Raw genomic sequence first — 16,009 nt, 5'->3', positions numbered from 1 at the left:
GCCCGCGGCTCAGACCAGCACCAGGTCATCAACATGAACAACTTCGCGGTCGTAGCCGGTACCCATTTCCTCGGCCAGCTCGCGCGTGGACCGGCCGAGCATCCGCGGCAGTTCCTCCGACGAGTAGTTCACCAGTCCGCGGGCAATGACCGTGCCGTCGGCACCGGCCAGCTCCACGGCGTCGCCCGCTTCGAAATCACCGCGCACCGCGGAGATGCCGGCGGGCAGCAGGGAGGTCCGGTGGTGCCGGACGGCGCGAACTGCCCCGTCGTCCAGGACCAGGCGGCCCTGCACCGAGGCGACATGAGCCAGCCAGAGCAGGCGGACCGGCTTCCGGGAGCCGTTGACGGAGAACCAGGTCCCCACATCCTCGCCGTTCAGCGCAGCCGCAGCGTTGGGGGTGGACGTCACCAGGGCATGGATTCCGGAACCTGCCGCCATGGTGGCAGCCTCCACTTTGGTCATCATTCCGCCGGTGCCCACGCCGGCCTTGCCGGCCTTGCCAATGGAGACGCCTTCGAGGTCGTGCGCGCCGGTGACCAGGGGGATGCGCCTGGCACCCTGGGCGGGCGGACCGTCGTAGAGGGAGTCGACGTCGGAGAGCAGCACGAGTGCGTCGGCCCGGACGAGGTGAGCCACCAGGGCGGCGAGCCGGTCGTTGTCGCCGAAGCGGATCTCATGCGTGGCCACGGTGTCGTTTTCGTTGACCACCGGGACGACACCCAGATTGAGCAGGCGGTCCATGGCGCGCAGGGCATTGGTGTGCTGGCTGCGGCGCATCAGGTCCTCGGCCGTGAGCAGGACCTGGCTGACGGTGACGCCGTGCGCGGCGAAGGCCTGGGTGTACCGGGCCATCAGGAGTCCCTGGCCCACACTCGCGGCTGCCTGCTGGGTGGCCAGGTCCCGGGGACGCTTGGCCAGGCCCAGGGGCGCGAGACCGGCGGCGATGGCGCCGGAGGAAACCAGGATGATTTCGGCACCTGCGTTGCGTTTGGCCGCCAGCGCGTCCGCCAGTGCGGTCAGCGACTCCTCCGAGATGCCGCCCTTGATGCTGGTCAGCGAGGAGGATCCCACCTTCACGACGATCCGGCGGGCTCCTGCCAGCGCACTTCTGTCCGCGGTGCGCGCAGCCGGCTCCGCGGTCATGCCCCTAGAGGTCATCGTCCGCTTCCAGTCCGCTCTCCTTGACCGGCTTGGCAGCGCGGCGTCCACTGACGGATTCGGTCCAGATTCCGGCTTTCCGTTCCGCCTCAAGCTCGGCGCGGGCGGCTGCCTTGGCATCCCGCCGCTCCTGCTGCTCTTCGCGCTTCTGGCTGCGCGTGGGCCGGTCGCCGATATCGGCGAACCGCACATCGGTGCCGCGCGGGGAGGCAAGAAGCTCGGCGCCGGCCATCATGGTGGGCTCCCAGTCGAAGACGACGCCGTCTTCGCCGCCGATAACCACGGTGTCGCCGGGCTTGGCGCCCTGCTTGAAGAGTTCGGTTTCCACGCCGAGCTTGGCGAGGCGGTCGGCCAGGTAGCCGATGGCTTCCTCGTTGGTGAAGTCCGTCTGCTTGACCCAGCGCTCGGGCTTTTCGCCCAGGACGCGGAAGAGCGGTTCCAGGTTCTTCTCTTCGCGGCGGATCTTGAACCCGGCCTCGTTGACGGCGCGGGGGCGCAGCACGGTGGGCTGGACCTTGGGCGGGGCGGCGGCAATGGCGTCGCGGGCCGCCTTGACGATCTCTGCCATGGCGAAGCCCAGCTGGCGCAGGCCCTCATGGCTGGTGGCCGACACCTCGAAGACGCGGTAGCCGCGGGATTCGAGTTCCGGCCGGACGAATTCGGCCATGTCCTTGCCGTCAGGCAGGTCCACCTTGTTGAGCGCTACCAGCCGGGGCCGGTGGTTCAGCGGAACCACCTCGCCGTCCTGGCCCGCATAGCTCATGTCCACCGCATACTTCTCCAGCTCGCCTTCGATGATGGCGAGGTCCGAGAGGGGGTCACGCTCGGATTCGAGGGTACCGCAGTCCAGCACGTGGACCAGGGCGGCGCAGCGCTCCACGTGGCGCAGGAAGTGGTGGCCCAGGCCGCGTCCCTCGCTGGCCCCTTCGATCAGTCCGGGAACGTCAGCGATGGTGAACCGGACGTCGCCGGCCTGCACCACACCGAGGTTCGGCACCAGGGTGGTGAACGGGTAGTCGGCGATCTTGGGACGGGCAGCGGACATGGCGGCGATGAGGCTGGATTTGCCGGCGGAGGGGAACCCCACGAGGGCGATGTCAGCGATGGACTTCAGTTCCAGGACGATGTCGCGGGACTCGCCTTCGAGGCCCAGCAGCGCGAATCCGGGGGCGCGGCGCTTCTGCGAAGAGAGCGCGGCGTTACCCAGTCCGCCCAGGCCGCCGGCTGCGGCAATGTACTCGGTGCCTTCCCCCACCAGGTCGGCCAGGACTTCGCCGTCCTTGGTCTTGACGACAGTGCCGTCCGGAACGGGCAGGACCAGGGTCTCGCCGTTCTTGCCGCCGCGCCAGTCGCCCATGCCGGGCCCGCCGTTGCTGGCGTGGCGGTGCGGTGCGTGGTGGTAGTCGAGGAGCGTGGTGGTCTGGTGGTCCACGCGGAGGATCACATCGCCGCCGTTGCCGCCGTTGCCGCCGTCGGGACCGCCGAGGGGCTTGAACTTCTCACGGTGGACGGAGACGCATCCGTGGCCGCCGGTACCGCCGGATACATGCAGTACTACCCGGTCTACAAAGCTGGCCACGTGGATCTCCCTCAGATGCTGTTTACATGGCGCCCGGGGACGCCACATCGATTGTAATGCGGTTAAAAGAACAGTGGAGCGGACCCTCAGGCCCGCTCCACCGGTTCAGAACTTGTTGTTACTCTGCAGCTGCAGCAGCAACGATGTTGACCACGCGACGACCGCGGCGGGTGCCGAACTCGACGGCGCCCGGGGTCAGGGCGAACAGGGTGTCATCACCGCCACGGCCAACGCCGGCGCCCGGGTGGAAGTGGGTGCCACGCTGGCGGACGATGATCTCGCCTGCGGAAACGACCTGACCGCCGAAGCGCTTGACGCCGAGGTACTGAGCGTTGGAATCGCGACCGTTGCGAGTGGAGCTCGCGCCCTTTTTATGTGCCATCTGAAATGCCTGCCTCTAAATTCTGGGGAATCTGTTGAAATACCTGAACAGTAACCGGTGGTTACTTGATGCCGGTGATCTTGACCTTGGTCAGTTCCTGGCGGTGACCCTGGCGCTTCTTGTAACCGGTCTTGTTCTTGAACTTCTGGATGACAATCTTAGGACCACGCAGGTCCTGGAGGATTTCAGCCGTAACAGTTACCTTGGCCAGGTCGGCGGCGGCGGAGGTGACCTTGTCACCGTCAACCAGGAGCAGTGCGGGCAGCTCAATGGTGCTGCCGGCTCCACCGGCGACGCGGTTCAGGGTAACGAAGTCTCCAACGGAAACCTTCTCTTGGCGGCCGCCTGCGCGGACAATCGCGTACACCACTTGGGAACTCACTTCTCTCGACGTTTATAACAAAATTTGCGTGCGTAACCGACTCACTAAAAGCCTGCTTTTTCGCTGTGCCTCAACGCCGTGGGGTCATAACCCAAGTGTTGGCGTAAGCACCGAAGATCCAGAATACGCTAAATCCGACTCCGGCCGCAAATGAGGCTGGTTCCGGCGGGCCGGCTGTGATAGTAACCACAAGCCGGCGGCTGCGCCGTCACCGTGCCGTTCCATGATACTGGTGCCGCCGCCTGCCGGCGGTCAGGAATGCAGCCGCGGCGCGTCGAAAAACTCGAGTTCGAGGCGGCACGACTGTTTGAAGGCGGTGACCATGGCTGACCGCTCATGGTCGGACGCGTTCCGTCCCGCTGCGTCCACGATGGCAATGGCCCTGCGGGTGGCCTCGGCGAAGCCCTCGTCAGCATAGGTGCGAAGCCAGTCCGCGTAGGCGTGCCCGGCCGGTTCGCCGGAGGCAAGGAAGCGGGCGTGCAGTTTTTCGCCCACCTCCGCGTAGAGCCAGAAACAGGGCAGGACCGCGGCGGCGAGGACAGCATAACTGCCCGACGCCGAGGCCGCGGTGAGGTGGTCGACGTACGCCTTGGTGACGGGGCCCAGGCCGGTGGGCGCGGGCCGGGTGCTGAGCCACGAGCGGTGCAGTTCCGATTCCACCTCAAGGCACTGCTGGGCGGAGCCGGCCCAGAACAGCTGCTCGGCCTCGGAGGGGGCCATGGCACTGGCACGGGCAAGCACCCGCGAGTAGCCGTTGAGGTACAGGGCATCCTGGGCCAGGTAATAGGCGAAGTCCTTTTCGGCGAGGCCGCCGGAGGCCAGGCCGTTGATGAAGTCCAGCGCGTAGATAGCCTCGAGGTCCTGCTGCGCTTCCGCCCACAGGAGGGCCGCGAAGCCGCCTTCGGGCAGGGCCGGGCGGACGTGGTGGAAGTGGTGGACCGGTCCGTTCCCCTGGCCTACCTCGAGCGTGCCGGAGCTTTCCAGGGCACCTGCCAGCCAGGGCTTGACCGTCCGGAGGGCCGCTTCCCAGTCGCCCAGGCGCGCCTGCACGGTGGCCATGGCGGAGGACAGCGAGCAGCCGGTACCGTGGCTGTTGCGGGTGGCAACCCGGGCACCGTGGACTTCCACCACTTCCTGGCCCAGGAGGCCGCCGGTGTTGACCAGGGCGTCCGGGCAGCCGGGACCCGCGAGGTGGCCGCCTTTGACCAGCACGGTGGCCCCGGTGGCCGCTGCGAGGCGCCTGCCCTGGTCCAGCGCCGCTTCCCAGTCCGACGCCGGGTCCTCCCCCACCAGCATGGCGAGCTCGGGCACGTTCGGGGTGATGAGGTGGGCAAGGGGCAGCAGTTCCCGCAGCGCGGCTTCGGCCGATTCCTGCAGGAGCCGGTCACCGCTGGTTGCCACCATCACCGGGTCGAGGACCACGACGGCGGGGCGCACCTTTTCGAGCCACCCGCGGACAGTGCGGATGACCGCTTCATCACCCAGCATGCCGATCTTGACGGCGTCAATGCTGATGTCATCACTGACAGCATCCAGCTGCCGGGCCAGGAACCCGGCGGGAGGAACATGCACGTCCTGCACACCCCGGGTGTTTTGTGCGGTGAGCGCGGTAATGGCGGCCATACCGTAGCCGCCATGGGCGGCGATGCTCTTGAGGTCCGCCTGGATGCCGGCCCCGCCTGACGGGTCGGAACCGGCGATGGAGAGCACTCGGGGGACGGCACGGCCAGCGGGCTGCGGGGCAGCCTCCAGGACAGCCGGGAGGGGTATGGAGAGGGTCGAAGACAAGAGACATCCCTTCGCCGGTACTAGCCGGACAGGTTCAACGGGTCTGGATCTCAGCCGGCCTGTGCGCGGCACCCCGTGTCGGTTTCCAGACTAGCTGCTGACGCCCGGGCGCGGGAAAGGTGACAGTCCCCGGCATGCAGATAGTCCCCGCCCGGTGGACTGTTCCCCCGTTATTCGGAGGGGAACAGTCCACCGGACGGGGACTTCCCGGGTGGCGCGGTGGTCCTGCGTGGGCTTAGAGCTCCGAGGCGGGCACCCCGACGCCGAGGATGATGGGTTCCTCCGCCGCCTTGCCCGGTTCCGCCGTGGCAGCCCCGTGTTTGCCGGACTCGGGTGCCTTCGCGGCGTGCGAGTGCCCGGCGCCAGTGGCCTGGACGTTCTCGTGGTGCTGGACGGCGGTCTCGTTGGCGGCACCCTGGGCACGGCTGGCGGCCCGGTGGCGCCGGGGGCGGCGTTGGCGGGACTGCTCCAGCGTGTGGTCGGAGTAATCCTTTTCCGCCGGGGCTTCCAGCGCAGCCGGCTGCTGCACCGGCGCCGCTTCTTCCCTGGGCCGTTCGGCGTTCCTGGGCTGTTCGGCTTCGGCAGGCTGTTGGGCAGCCGCGTCCTTGGCCGGTGCATCCTCCATGGCAGAGGCGGGCTGGCCGAGGTGCGCGAACGCTTCGGCCAGCCGGTCCAGGGTGAGTGCCGGCTTGGGGTGGTGCTCCTCGGCGTGCTCCACGAACGGAAGCGGGACCTGCTCGCCGCCGAACGTCAGGACCGCCGCGGGACGCGCCGGGGAGCCGTCGTCGTGCTTCTCCCCGTCGGGTGCGGCAGCAGGCGGAACGGAGGGCACCTGCCGTGCAGCGGCCACCTCGTCGTCGTGCAGGTGCGCCGCGTGCGCGGCCGCTGCGATGTTGGCCAGGGCAAGCCTGGTGGCCTCCGCTTTGGCGTGCCGCTCGGCATCTGTCGGGTCGGGCTGGACGGTGTGGACGTGGACTGCCGGGGCCGGAGCCGCTTCAGGCTGCTGGTTGCCGCGGCCGCGGCGGCGTTTGCGCTCCGGACGGACCCCCGGCTGGGCGGCGTCGTTCCGGTGCCCTTCCGGGCGGTGCGCTTCGCCGCGGGGCTCGGGACGGTTGTCGGTGCGCTGGACATGGTGCTCGGCGGCCACGATGTTGGCGCGGCGGTGCTCCACGGGATCGTCGTGGGTCACTACACCGCGGCCTGCGCAGGCCTCGCACTGTTCGCCGAAGACTTCCAGCAGCCCGGTGCCCATGCGCTTGCGGGTCATCTGGACCAGGCCCAGTGACGTCACTTCCGCGACCTGGTGCTTGGTCCGGTCGCGGCCCAGGCATTCCACCAGGCGGCGGAGGACCAGGTCACGGTTGGATTCGAGCACCATGTCGATGAAGTCGATCACGATGATGCCGCCGATGTCGCGCAGCCGCAGCTGGCGTACCACTTCCTCGGCGGCTTCGAGGTTGTTCTTGGTGACCGTCTCCTCGAGGTTGCCGCCGCTGCCAGTGAACTTGCCGGTGTTGACGTCCACCACGGTCATGGCTTCGGTGCGGTCGATCACCAGGGAGCCGCCGGAGGGCAGGAAGACCTTGCGCTCCAGGGCCTTGTGGATCTGCTCGTCGATGCGCCAGGCCGAGAAAATGTCCTGGTCCTTGGTCCACTTCTCGAGCCTGCCCACCAGATCAGGCGCCACGTAGGTGACGTAGGCCTCGATGGTGTCCCAGGCTTCCTCGCCGGAAACGATGAGCTTGGAGAAGTCCTCGTTGAAGACGTCGCGGACAACCTTGATGGTCAGGTCCGGCTCGCCGTAAAGCAGCTCGGGGGCAAGGATCTTGGTGGACGCCGCCTGGCTTTCGATGCCTTCCCACTGGGCGCGCAGCCGGTTGATGTCGTGCGTCAGCTCTTCCTCGGACGCGCCTTCGGCGGCGGTGCGGACAATGACACCGGCGTGCTCGGGCAGCCGGTCCTTGAGGATGCGCTTGAGGCGGTTGCGTTCGACGTCGGGCAGCTTGCGGGAGATGCCGGTCATGGATCCGCCGGGCACGTACACAAGGTAGCGGCCGGGAAGCGAGATCTGGCTGGTGAGGCGGGCACCCTTGTGGCCCACGGGGTCCTTGGTGACCTGGACCAGCACGGTATCACCGGACTTCAGCGCGTTTTCGATGCGGCGCTGCTTGCCTTCGAGGTTCACTGCCTCCCAGTTGACCTCGCCGGCATACAGGACGGCGTTGCGGCCGCGCCCGATGTCAACGAACGCCGCTTCCATGGACGGCAGCACGTTCTGGACCTTGCCCAGGTAGACGTTGCCGATCAGCGAGTCCTGCTGCGTCTTGGACACGAAGTGCTCAGCCAGGACGCCGTCTTCGAGGACCGCAATCTGGATCCTGTCGTCGCGCTGGCGGACGATCATCTGCCGGTCGACGGATTCGCGGCGTGCCAGGAACTCGGCTTCCGTGATGACGGTGCGGCGGCGGCCCGTGTCTCGGGATTCGCGGCGGCGCTGCTTCTTGGCTTCCAGGCGGGTGGAGCCCTTTACGCTCGTGACCCGGTTGTTCACCGGTGCTTCGCTCACCGGCCGCGGTGCACGGACGCGGGTCACCGTGTTGGGCGGATCGTCGTCCCCGCCGCCGGTCAGTTCAAGGTCCTGGTCCCCGCGGCGACGGCGGCGACGGCGGCGGGAGGTGACACCGTCTTCCAGCTGTGCGGCGTTGTCTTCGTCGGCTTCGTCCTCGGCGTCAGTGTCTGGGCTGCCGGCCTCGGCGTCCTCACTGGCCCGGTCGCCGGTGCGGCTGCGGCCCCGCCGGCCCCGGCTGCGGCGCCTGCGGCGGCTGGAGGAGTCGTCGCCGTCGTCGGTTTCGTCTTCCTCAGGCTCCTCGACGGCCGGCACAGCGGGGCGGACCACGGTACTCAGGTCGGGTGCCTGGAAGATGACGGACGTGGGGGAAGCGGGTTCAAGGAACAAGGACCCGAACGGGCTGGCGGCTGCCGGGGCGGACCCGGCCTTGGACGGCTCCCCCGCCTGGGCTGCGGCGGGTTCCTGTGCCGGCGCGGGTTCCTGGGCCGGGACGGGTTCCTTGGTCTGCTCCTGGGCTGCACCCTGCGCTGATGCGGCGGCCGCTTCCACGGCACCGCCAGCTCCACCGGCGGTTGTGGCCTGTGGGGTCTGATCCTGGTCCTGTTCGGGGGCTGCTGCCGGGCCTGCGGCCGCCGTGGCTGGAGCTTCGTGGGCCGGCGCTTCCTGGGCGGGTGCTTCCTGGGCGGGTACCTCTGCATCGGCTGGTTCCCCAGCCGGTGCTTCCGCAACAGCGGATTCCGCCGGTGCGGCCACGGCCTCTGCTTCGGGCTGCGGCGCGGCGGCGGGGGACGCAGCCTTGCGGGTAGCTACGCGACGGCGGCGCACGGGCTTGGCCTCGGCATCAGCCACGTCGGGGGCGGCCGCGGCGTCGGAAGCAGCTTGCGGTGCGGGGCTCTCGGCAGCTGCCGCAGGAGCCTCGACGCCGGTACCCGGCGAGGCGGCGTCCGCTTCACCGGCGAAGGCGGGCAGGGGCTCGGCGGCGTCAACTTTCTTCCGGGCGCGGGTGCGCCGGGCCGGAGCCTTGGGCTCCGCGAGGGCCTCTACTGCTCCGTCGTCGGCACCGGGGGTGGTGGCTGCCTCCGCAGGCGCCACGGCGCCAGCGTCCGCCGGGGCGGCCTCGGCCTTGGGAGCCGTCTTGCGGCGGGTGCGCACAGCCCTCTTGGGTGCAGCGGCCGCTGCATCTTCGTTAACGGCCAGTTCCTGATCATTGTCCATATGTGGCAACACTCCTGCCCCTGACGTACCGCCACATCCGGCACCCATTGGGGCACATATTGTCAAAACCCGCAGGCGTTGACAGAAGTCAAGTGGATACTCCCAGGTTCGCACCGTCGTTGGGGTGCGGCAGCCCGTGGGAGCCGGCGGATGTTTCGAAAACCCGTTGTTCTGCGTGCCACAACCAGGTGCCGCCCAATGGAGTCGCGGGAGTGCCGGAAGAATCCGAAGCCTGCCCTGCTCATCATTGGCGGTCTTGGAACAAACCACCGGACCGGAGTCCGAATGTGGATCGGCTTCCAGCCACGTTCATTCTCTCATACCCGCGCCGGATCGCCGCGGAGGCAGCCGATGCTCTTCCGTTGCTGTGTGGTGGCCTCAGGGTCCGGCGTTACAATCAGGCACAGGAGCACCGGACGAAAAGGACGCCACACCAATGCCCAGCACCTCCCCCGTCAGCGCCCACCACCAGGAACGGGCCGCCGATCCGCAGTCCAGTCCTGCCGCGAATGTCCCGCGGATGACCCGCAACCGGCCCTTCGGCTGGCTGCTGGTCGTCACCGGCCTTGTTGGTTGGCTTGCCTCCGGAACCCTGGTACTGGAGAAGCTGGAAGTGCTCAAGGATCCCAACCACGTCACCGTATGCGACGTGAATCCCTGGATCTCCTGCGGCGAAGTCATGAAGACATGGCAGAGCTCGCTCTTCGGCTTCCCGAACATGTTCATTGGCATCGTGGCGTTCGCCGTCATCATCACCGTGGGCATGGCCCTGCTGTCCGGGGCCACCTTCGCCCGCTGGTACTGGATCGGTCTGCAGGCAGGCGTCACCCTCGGTTTCATCTTCGTCGTGTGGCTGTGGTCCCAGGCGCTGTACGCCATCCACGTCCTGTGCCCGTTCTGCATGATCGTCTGGGCCGCGATGATTCCGCTCTTTGTCTGGACCACCATCCGCAACATCTCGGCCGGCGTGATTCCGATGCCCGCAGGCGCAGCCCGTGTCCTGGATGACTCCGGCTGGATCATCACCGCGCTGCTGTACGTGGCCGTCATCGCCACCATCTTCTTCGCGTTCATCCAGATTTTCGCGGGAACCTCGGGTTTCTAGCCGCAGTTACAGCAAAGGGAGGGCCGGTGTTCACATCGAACACCGGCCCTCCCCTTTGCTGCTGTTAGTTCTCCTGGAACCAGATCTTGATCTCGCGCTCAGCGGACTCGGTGGAGTCGGAACCGTGCACGAGGTTCTGCTGGACTTTCAGGCCCCAGTCGCGGCCGAAGTCGCCGCGGATGGTGCCGGGGGCCGCCGTCGTGGGGTCCGTGGTGCCCGCCAGGGACCGGAAGCCCTCGATCACGCGGTGGCCTTCGAAGATGGCCGCCACGACCGGGCCGCTGAGCATGAACTCCACCAGCGGCTCGTAGAACGGCTTGCCCACGTGCTCCTCGTAGTGCTGCTCCAGCAGTTCGCGGGTGGCGTCAACCTTCTTCAGCTCGACCAGGCTGTAGCCTTTGGCTTCGATCCGGGCCAGGATGGCGCCACTCAGGTTACGGGCGACGCCGTCGGGCTTGATCAGGACGAGGGTGCGCTCTGTAGTCACAACTGCTCCAATGGGTTGGTGGGGGTTTCGGGATAAGTCTACGGGGACTGGTTTACGGAGTTTGGGGCTGGGCGGGGCCGGCGGCCTGGTCCGGATGGGCCGCCTCCCATTCAGCCTGCTCGCGGGCACGCTGCGCCGCTTCCCGGTCCAGCCGGATGCCGGTCCGGATGCCGTACCACCAGGCCAGGGCGAAGAGCGCGCCCACCAGGAACATGGCCGGCTCAAAGATGCCGGTGAGGATCAGGACGAGCTGCAGGATCCAGCCCAATCCAATCCCCCAGGGTTTGTTGAGGACCGCGCAGGCGAAGACCATGACCGCGCTGAGGGCAATGCCCACGCCGAGGATCAGCGCCGGCGGAAACTCCCCGCGCCGCAGGCCGAACACCACCAGGGTGGCGAAGAACATGACGAACGCTTCCAGGAGCAGCACCGTGGAGGCGAACATCACCTTGGTGGACCGGCGCTTCTTCGGCATCCCGGGACGCCATTCCCGCTGTGCCTTGGTCAGTTTGGCCATGCCTACGCCTCCGTCTTGCCGAGCAGGATGCGTGCTTCCGCCACCAGGGTGATCGATCCGGTGACCAGCACGCCGCCGGAGAGGTCATCGTTGGCTTCGGCCCGCTCAACGGCCCATTCCAGTGCGTCGTCCAGTTTCTCCGCGATGTGCACGTTGTCCTCGCCAAAGCCGAGGTCCACCGCAAGCTCGGCGAGCTCGGCGGCCGGAACGGCGCGCGGCGAGTTGGACTGGGTGAAGCAGTACTCCGACGCCATGTCGCCCAGGGATTCCCTGAGTTCACGGAGGATCTCCTCGGCGTCTTTCTCCTTGAGTACGCCGACCACCGGAACCAGGCGGGTGAACGTGAACGCTTCCTGCAGCGCGGCAGCCGAAGCCTTGATGCCGTCCGGGTTGTGGGCGGCGTCCACGATGATGGTGGGCGCGGTCCGGACCACCTCCAGCCGGCCCGGGGACGTGACAGCCGCGAAGCCTTCCTGCAGGACCTCGAAGTCGAGTTCCTTTTCGCCGCCGAAGAATGCCTCCAGGGCGGCAACCGCCACGGCAGCGTTCTGTGCCTGGTGTGCGCCGTGCAGCGGCACCAGAAGGTCCGGGTAGCGGCCGGCGATGCCCTGGATGGTCACCACCTGTCCGCCAACGGCCACCGTGCGGGACTCGACGCCGAACTCCACACCCTCGAAGCGGAACGGCACGCCCACTTCCTTGGCCTTCTCCAGCAGTACCTGCGCCGCGTCGAGGGGCTGGGCAGCGCTGACAAGGTACCCGCCGGGCTTGATGATGCCGGCCTTTTCGCGGGCAATGTCCTCAGTGGTGTCCCCCAGGAGGTCGGTGTGGTCCAGCGAAATCGGCGTCACCACCGAGACCTGGCCGTCGCCGACATTGGTGGCGTCCGTGATGCCGCCCAGGCCCACTTCGATGATGGCCACATTGACGGGCTGGTCGGCGAAGACGGCGAAGCCCAGGATCGTGAGGCACTCGAAGTAGGTCAGCCGCGGCTGGCCCTCGGCCTCGAGTTCGGAGTCCACGATCTCCAGGTAGGGCCGGATTTCGTCCCAGATCCTGACGAACGTTTCGTCCGGCACCGGGTGGCCGTCGATGCTGATCCGCTCCGTGACCTTGGACAGGTGCGGGCTGGTGTACCGGCCCGTGCTCAGTCCGTGGGCGCGGAGCACGGACTCGATCATCCGCGACGTCGAGGTCTTGCCGTTGGTTCCGGTCACGTGGATGATCGGGTACGCCTTATTGGGCTCCCCGAGGACATCCATGGCGCGGAACAGCGGCGCCAGCCGGGGCTCCATCTTGTTTTCCGGCGCCCGTCCCAGCAGCTCGGCGTAGACGCTTTCCACGGAAAATTCGTCGGTCATGTCCTAGGCCTCCACTTTTTCAACGGCGACGGCGGGTTCAGCCGCGGTGCCTGCATGGGCGTCCAGGTCCACCGTCAGCGTTTCGCCCTTGACGAGTCCGGCGTTGGCCAGCAGGGCATCCACCACGTTCTGCGAGGCGGTCACCGACGTCCGGATCCGGTCGCTGACGTTCAGTCCGGCGTCCTTGCGTGCCTGCTGGATGGCGCGGACCATGTCGCGGGCCAGTCCTTCGGCTTCAAGCTCGGGTGTGACCTCGGTGTTGAGCACAACGAACCCGCCTCCGGGCAGCACGGCAACAGCGGCGGAACCGCCCTCGGACTCCGCCACCACGGTCTCCAGCGTGTACTCCTGGGGCTCCAGCTGGAGGCCCCCGGCGGTGACCACACCGTCGTCGTCCACTGACCAGTCGCCGGACTTGGAGCCCTTAATGGCCAGCTGGACGTTCTTGCCCAGGCGCGGACCGGCGGCCCGGGCGTTGACCACCAGCTTCTGCTGGATGCCGAACTCCTCGGGCGAAGCGGTGGCGGCGTCCAGGAGGCGGACGGAACGGAGGTTGAGTTCGTCGGCGACGACGGCGGCAAAACCTTCCAGCGCGTCCGCACCGGGTGCCACGACGGTGAGTTCCTGCAGCGGCAGGCGCACCCGCAGGTTCGCTGCCTTGCGCAGCGAGGAGCCGGTGGAGCAGATCTGCTGGACCCGGTCCATGGCTTCCACCAGGGACGGGTTGGCCGGGAACAGGTCCGCGTCCGGCCAGTCGGCAAGGTGCACGGACCGGCCGCCGGTCAGGCCGCGCCAGATCTCCTCGGACACCAGAGGCAGCAGGGACGCCGCGGCACGCGTGACGGTTTCCAGGGCGGTGTACAGGGCATCGAAGGCGTCCTGGTCCTCGTCGAAGAACCGCTGGCGGCTCCGCCGGACATACCAGTTGGTGAGCATGTCCAGGTAGCTGCGCAGCGAGTCGCAGGCTCCGGAGATGTCATAGGTGTCCAGCTGGGCGGTCATGCTGCGGACCAGGTCGCCGGTGTTGGCCAGCAGGTACTGGTCCAGGGTGTCCCGGTAGCCCTCGTAGCGCAGCTTGGCGTCGTATCCCGCGCCGCCGTTGGCGGCATTGGTGTACAGGGTGAAGAAGCTGTAGACGTTCCAGAGCGGCAGGATGACCTGGCGCACGCCGTCGCGGATGCCCTGTTCGGTGACGATGAGGTTGCCGCCGCGCAGGATGGGGCTGGACATCAGGAACCAGCGCATCGCGTCGGAACCGTCCCGGTCAAGGACTTCCGACACGTCCGGGTAGTTGCGCAGGCTCTTGGACATCTTCTGGCCATCGGAGCCCAGCACGATGCCATGGCTGATGACGTTGCGGAACGCGGGCCGGTCGAAAAGCGCGGTGGAGAGGATGTGCAGCATGTAGAACCAGCCGCGGGTCTGGCCGATGTACTCGACGATGAAGTCGGCCGGGTTGTGGGTGTTGAACCAGGCCTCGTTCTCGAACGGGTAGTGCACCTGGCCGTACGGCATGGAGCCGGAGTCGAACCAGACATCCAGGACGTCCTCCACGCGTCGCATCACGGACTGGCCCTCTTCGGGCGTACGGGGGTCGTCCGGGTTCGGCCGGGTGAGCTCGTCGATGAACGGCCGGTGCAGGTCCACCTGGCCATCCTTGTTCAGCGGCAGGCGGCCGAAGTCGGCCTCGATCTCGGCGAGGGAGCCGTAGACGTCGGTGCGCGGGTATTCGGGATCGGTCGACTGCCACACGGGGATGGGGCTGCCCCAGAACCGGTTGCGGCTGATGGACCAGTCGCGGGCGTTTTCCAGCCACTTGCCGAACTGGCCGTCCTTCACGTTGCCGGGGATCCAGTTGATCTCCTGGTTCAGTTCGGACATGCGGTCCTTGAACTTGGTGACCTCCACGTACCAGGAGGACACCGCGCGGTAGATCAGCGGGTTGCGGCAGCGCCAGCAGTGCGGGTAGCTGTGCTCGTAGCTGGCCTGGCGCACCAGCCGGCCCTGGGCCCGCAGCACCTGCGTGATGGGCTTGTTGGCCTCGAAGACCTGCAGGCCCACGATTCCGTGAAGGTCGCCGTGCTTGAACAGCGGCAGGAACCGCGCGCCTTCGTCGACGGAGAGCACCACGGGGATACCCGCCTCCTCGCAGACTTTCTGGTCGTCTTCACCGTAGGCGGGTGCCTGGTGGACGATACCGGTGCCGTCCGTGGTGGTGACGTAGTCGGCCACCACGAAACGCCAGGCGTTCTCCATGCCGTACTTCTCGTTGTCGGCGAAGTCGTCCCAGAGCCGCTGGTACTCGAGGCCTTCGAGTTCGGAACCGGTGTAGGTGGCCACGACGGCCGCTGCCGCGTCCTCGAAGCTGTCGTAGCCGAGGTCTTTGGCGTAGCTGCCCAGCAGGTCCGCGGCGAGCAGGAAGCTGCCGCCGACGGGAGCGTCGGGCGAGGCCGCCTTGATGCCGTTGGGGCCGGCCGGCAGCACGGCGTACGCGATGGAAGGCCCGACGGCGAGCGCGGCGTTGGTGGGCAGCGTCCAGGGCGTGGTGGTCCAGGCCAGGGCCTGAACGCCGGCAAGCTTCTGCGACAGCTCCGACTTCCCGGCGAGGATGGGGAACGTGACGGTCACCGTCTGGTCCTGGCGGTTCTTGTAGACGTCGTCGTCCATGCGCAGTTCATGGTTGGACAGCGGCGTTTCGTCCTTCCAGCAATACGGCAGGACCCGGTAGCCGTTGTAGGTCAGGCCCTTGTCGTGCAGCTGCTTGAACGCCCAGAGGACCGACTCCATGTATTCGACGTTGAGCGTCTTGTAGTCATTGTCGAAGTCCACCCAGCGGGCCTGGCGGGTGACGTAGCTGCGCCACTCGTCGGCGTATTTCATCACCGAGGCGCGGCACGCGTCGTTGAACTTGTCGATGCCCATGGCTTCGATCTGGGTCTTGTCGGTCATCCCCAGCTGCTTCATGGCTTCGAGCTCGGCGGGAAGGCCGTGGGTGTCCCAGCCAAAGCGGCGCTCCACGCGCTTTCCGCGTTGGGTCTGGTACCGGCCCACCAGGTCCTTGGCATAGCCGGTCAGCAGGTGTCCGTAGTGCGGCAGGCCGTTGGCGAAGGGCGGGCCGTCGTAGAACACGAATTCGTTGCTGCCGGGCTCACCACCGGGGACGTCGGCGCTGCGCTGGTCGATGCTTGCCTGGAAGGTGCCGTCCTGGTCCCAGTACTTCAGGATGCGCTCTTCGATCTCCGGGAACTTCACGGAGGCGGAAACGCCGGCGCTGCCATTGGCAGAGGTACTGGCTGAGGCCTTGGGGTAAAACGTCATGTTCGACATCCTGGGTTGAGCGCGGGTGAACCTCCGGCACGGGCCGGAGGTTCCGTTCAGGATGCGAGGACGGCTGCCGTACGGTCCGAAGACTGCACGCCTACCGCGGTACCACCTCACTTACCGGCGCTGCGTGTTCCCGAAG

At 67.4% G+C, this 16,009-nt stretch carries 11 protein-coding genes and 1 riboswitch; of the genes, 1 reads left to right on the top strand and 10 read right to left on the bottom strand.

Translation table 11 applies throughout. The annotated features are described in order from the left end of the window. Positions 1-9: 9 nt before the first annotated feature. The 6 genes from proB to RM50_RS06350 form a co-directional block, all read right to left on the bottom strand. Entirely contained in the window at positions 10-1,161 is a 1,152-nt protein-coding gene (gene proB / locus RM50_RS06375) for a glutamate 5-kinase (RefSeq protein ID WP_043451018.1), read from the bottom strand. Then, positions 1,151-2,740 (bottom strand): GTPase ObgE, encoded by a 1,590-nt coding sequence (gene obgE, locus RM50_RS06370; protein ID WP_043451016.1) that lies wholly within the window; start codon positions 2,738-2,740, stop codon positions 1,151-1,153. The genes proB and obgE overlap by 11 nt, the downstream gene beginning before the upstream one ends. Before the next feature lie 118 nt (positions 2,741-2,858). Further along, positions 2,859-3,122 (bottom strand): 50S ribosomal protein L27, encoded by a 264-nt coding sequence (gene rpmA, locus RM50_RS06365; RefSeq protein ID WP_009372867.1) that lies wholly within the window; start codon positions 3,120-3,122, stop codon positions 2,859-2,861. A gap of 61 nt (positions 3,123-3,183) precedes the next feature. Continuing rightward, positions 3,184-3,492: a 50S ribosomal protein L21 gene (gene rplU / locus RM50_RS06360; protein WP_003803420.1), complete on the bottom strand. Its 309-nt coding sequence runs from the start codon at positions 3,490-3,492 to the stop codon at positions 3,184-3,186. A 264-nt stretch (positions 3,493-3,756) separates the two neighbouring features. Continuing rightward, positions 3,757-5,292 (bottom strand): bifunctional hydroxymethylpyrimidine kinase/phosphomethylpyrimidine kinase, encoded by a 1,536-nt coding sequence (gene thiD / locus RM50_RS06355; protein WP_430929391.1) that lies wholly within the window; start codon positions 5,290-5,292, stop codon positions 3,757-3,759. After that, positions 5,282-5,378: riboswitch (TPP riboswitch) on the bottom strand. Its footprint overlaps the gene before it by 11 nt. 149 nt (positions 5,379-5,527) lie before the next feature. Beyond that, on the bottom strand, positions 5,528-9,076 hold the full coding sequence (locus tag RM50_RS06350; RefSeq protein WP_043451014.1) for an Rne/Rng family ribonuclease: 3,549 nt from the start codon (positions 9,074-9,076) through the stop codon (positions 5,528-5,530). Between the two features lie 436 nt (positions 9,077-9,512). Between RM50_RS06350 and RM50_RS06345 the strand changes: the two genes are divergently transcribed. Then, a complete protein-coding gene (locus RM50_RS06345) occupies positions 9,513-10,181 on the top strand; it encodes a vitamin K epoxide reductase family protein (protein ID WP_043451012.1) in 669 nt (222 codons plus the stop codon). 64 nt (positions 10,182-10,245) lie between these two features. Here RM50_RS06345 and ndk read toward each other — a convergent pair whose 3' ends face one another. From ndk to ileS, 4 genes are read right to left on the bottom strand one after another with little or no spacing between them, the layout of a single operon-like run. Further along, positions 10,246-10,668 carry a nucleoside-diphosphate kinase gene (gene ndk, locus RM50_RS06340; protein WP_043451010.1) on the bottom strand — a complete coding sequence of 141 codons (423 nt, stop codon included), beginning with the start codon at positions 10,666-10,668 and terminating at the stop codon, positions 10,246-10,248. Between the two features lie 52 nt (positions 10,669-10,720). Then, on the bottom strand, positions 10,721-11,185 hold the full coding sequence (locus RM50_RS06335) for a DUF4233 domain-containing protein (protein WP_043451008.1): 465 nt from the start codon (positions 11,183-11,185) through the stop codon (positions 10,721-10,723). Positions 11,186-11,187: 2 nt separating this feature from the next. After that, positions 11,188-12,546: a bifunctional folylpolyglutamate synthase/dihydrofolate synthase gene (locus RM50_RS06330; RefSeq protein WP_043451006.1), complete on the bottom strand. Its 1,359-nt coding sequence runs from the start codon at positions 12,544-12,546 to the stop codon at positions 11,188-11,190. 3 nt (positions 12,547-12,549) lie between these two features. After that, on the bottom strand, positions 12,550-15,864 hold the full coding sequence (gene ileS, locus RM50_RS06325) for an isoleucine--tRNA ligase (RefSeq protein ID WP_043451004.1): 3,315 nt from the start codon (positions 15,862-15,864) through the stop codon (positions 12,550-12,552). Between the last annotated feature and the right edge of the window lie 145 nt (positions 15,865-16,009).

The sequence above is a fragment of the Pseudarthrobacter phenanthrenivorans genome (assembly GCF_000813845.1).
GTDB classification, from domain to species: Bacteria; Actinomycetota; Actinomycetes; order Actinomycetales; family Micrococcaceae; genus Arthrobacter; species Arthrobacter phenanthrenivorans_B.
This window is presented reverse-complemented; position numbering and strand designations above follow the sequence as displayed.

Excerpts from the sequence above, each read along its gene's own strand:
- RM50_RS06345 (WP_043451012.1), top strand. The coding sequence starts at position 9,513 with ATGCCCAGCACCTCCCCCGTCAGCGCCCACCACCAGGAACGGGCCGCC.
- RM50_RS06350 (WP_043451014.1), bottom strand. The coding sequence starts at position 9,076 with ATGGACAATGATCAGGAACTGGCCGTTAACGAAGATGCAGCGGCCGCT.
- RM50_RS06335 (WP_043451008.1), bottom strand. The coding sequence starts at position 11,185 with ATGGCCAAACTGACCAAGGCACAGCGGGAATGGCGTCCCGGGATGCCG.
- RM50_RS06330 (WP_043451006.1), bottom strand. The coding sequence starts at position 12,546 with ATGACCGACGAATTTTCCGTGGAAAGCGTCTACGCCGAGCTGCTGGGA.
- ileS (WP_043451004.1), bottom strand. The coding sequence starts at position 15,864 with ATGACGTTTTACCCCAAGGCCTCAGCCAGTACCTCTGCCAATGGCAGC.
- rpmA (WP_009372867.1), bottom strand. The coding sequence starts at position 3,122 with ATGGCACATAAAAAGGGCGCGAGCTCCACTCGCAACGGTCGCGATTCC.
- proB (WP_043451018.1), bottom strand. The coding sequence starts at position 1,161 with ATGACCTCTAGGGGCATGACCGCGGAGCCGGCTGCGCGCACCGCGGAC.